General features: G+C 34.5%; 2 protein-coding genes. Both read right to left on the bottom strand.

Going from position 1 to position 2,222, the window contains the following annotated elements; translation table 11 throughout:
* Positions 1–382: 382 nt before the first annotated feature.
* A complete protein-coding gene (locus V7149_RS22400; RefSeq protein WP_335347797.1) occupies positions 383–583 on the bottom strand; it encodes a YqgQ family protein in 201 nt (66 codons plus the stop codon).
* A gap of 34 nt (positions 584–617) precedes the next feature.
* Complete coding sequence (locus tag V7149_RS22395) at positions 618–2,162, bottom strand: rhomboid family intramembrane serine protease (protein ID WP_335347796.1); 1,545 nt, start codon at positions 2,160–2,162, stop codon at positions 618–620.
* Positions 2,163–2,222: the final 60 nt, after the last annotated feature.

Genomic DNA, 2,222 nt, shown 5'->3' with positions numbered 1-2,222 from the left:
ATTCTTCATAGTCACTGTTACCCTCCCTGTTTTTTTGGAACAGATATGGAAATTTTTTTAATTTTTTTACAATTTTAGGATAGTGGTTTTAAATCAAACCTTATCTTAACTCTTTTTTTACATAAAATCAAATCAGGCTTAAACATATTTTTATATAATTGTAGACTTCTCTTTACCCAACATATTAGACGTTTTAAACCTCCAAAAGTTTCGTGTTTGTCCTTTTTTATAAAAATGATCAATTTGTCATAGTCCTTTGTTTTTATTTATTTTTGTTAACAAACCTGATCCATACTAAAGAAGTCCCATCATTCCTATAACTTAATAAAATAAAAAAAGCATTCGCAAAGGAACGAATACTTTTTCTTACAGTCATAAAAATTTAGTCCTTTTCTTTGAGATGCTGGATCTCATGTCTTAATAATAAAATCGCCATTTGATAATCTTTCGTTTCCATTAGCTGTGCTTGATAAAGTTCCATTATCTCCGCTTCCATCAGCTCCAAATCCGCTACCCTATCCCCTATATAAATAAATGTGCCAAATTTTTTCAGGAATTGCTGAATATCATAAATCGTTTTCATTCTTGTCCCTCATATCATAATAATTTCTGTCTATTTACTTTACTTGCTCTTTAATCTGCTGCAGCAATTTCTGATAATCCTGTTGATCAGGCATTAACTCAGCGGCAATACTAGCAAACTTTTGCGCTTCGTTGAAATTTTCCTCCTGAACATATAGGAGGGCTAAGTTATAATAAGCCTCATGAAAGTCTTTTCTTTGTTCTATCGCTAGGTGTAAATGCTCTTTTGCCTTTTGTATTTCGTTTGTTTTTATTTCTGCATAAGAGAGAAGGAAATAAACCTCTGCAGAAGCTGAATGATCATTAGCATAATTCTGAAGTATGTTTACAGTTTTATCATATTCCTCTGTTTTCATATATTCCTGTGCCATGACTAAGGCTGAATGTTCACTTAATACTCGTCCTGGCTCATTAAAGCCATACTTCAACAATCCTGTAATAGATACAATTGCAATAATTATAGAAACTCCTTGAATAAGCAGCCTTTTTTTCTTCGGAAAATGAACAATTCCAGTTGCCAAAAATCCACCGATTAATCCGCCAATATGTCCTGCATTATCGATGCTTGGCATCGTAAAGCCAAAGACAAGATTAATACCTAGAATAACGATAATATTTAAGCCCATCGTTCTAAAGAATAGCTTTGGATAAATAACGCCAAAATACAGCAAGGCTCCGAAGCAGCCAAAGATAGCACCACTTGCGCCTGCTGATAAGTTAGGACTGAAGACAAAGCTTAATAAAGAACCGAAAGATCCAGCAAGCAAATAGATGAAGAGAAAGCGGGCATTGCCATATATTCTTTCGACTGTCGTCCCTAAATAATAAAGCGCAAGTGTATTCATTAATAAATGGAGCAGCCCTATATGTAGAATAATAGGTGTAAAAAACCGCCACCATTCACCTTCGAGAATGAGCGGGTTAAACTTAGCACCATATTCAATAAGTGTAGATGTGTTCGTACTTCCACCCTTCCATTCCAACAAAAGAAACATAGCTACTTGAATAATCATAAATACATATGTAAAAAAAGGCTTTCCATATTGAAATAGGGCTTGTTCCTTCTTATGCCGATTAGATGCTTCCGATAACGCCGCAAGCTTCACTTCTTCAATATCACTCTCCGTATAGCCTTCTCTGTTAATCGATATTGAATGAATGCTTTGAAAAATACTGTTAAGCTTTGTTAAGCTTTCTTCATAATGGGACCGATCGAAAATGATCGAGGTTACCCTTGTTTTTTCTTTGTCTGCTTGAATAAATGGCTTTTCAATTCTAAATTCATAATCATCTACTGGCGGATAAGCGGAGATGTATAAATTAATGACATTCATTTCACCGCGCATAAGCTGCTTTCGAATTCTTTCTCCATTCATCGCAGTATGCTCAATGTCCTTCTGCATCCAATTGCTCCAATCTAAATTATACTTGAGCAATCTAATAACTTGAGCCTCTTTGTTCTCCAATTTTTCCAGCCATAATTCTTGATGCTGCTCAGCTAATTGAACAATGCGATAATTATGTTCCGAAATGAAATAATGGGCAAGCTTCCAGAACAAATAATCTTCTTGTAAATTCACCGGGGTTCCCCCTACTCTCTTTTTCAAGCTTACTTTTTTATATTAATGTAAATATGACAT

Source organism: Bacillus sp. JJ1503, assembly GCF_036965125.1.
Classification (GTDB): Bacteria; Bacillota; Bacilli; order Bacillales; family Cytobacillaceae; genus Cytobacillus.
Note: the sequence above shows the minus strand (reverse complement) of the source record. Positions and strands in the feature narration are given on the sequence as shown.

Coding starts and splice junctions, on each gene's coding strand:
- V7149_RS22400 (WP_335347797.1), bottom strand. CDS start 583: ATGAAAACGATTTATGATATTCAGCAATTCCTGAAAAAATTTGGCACA.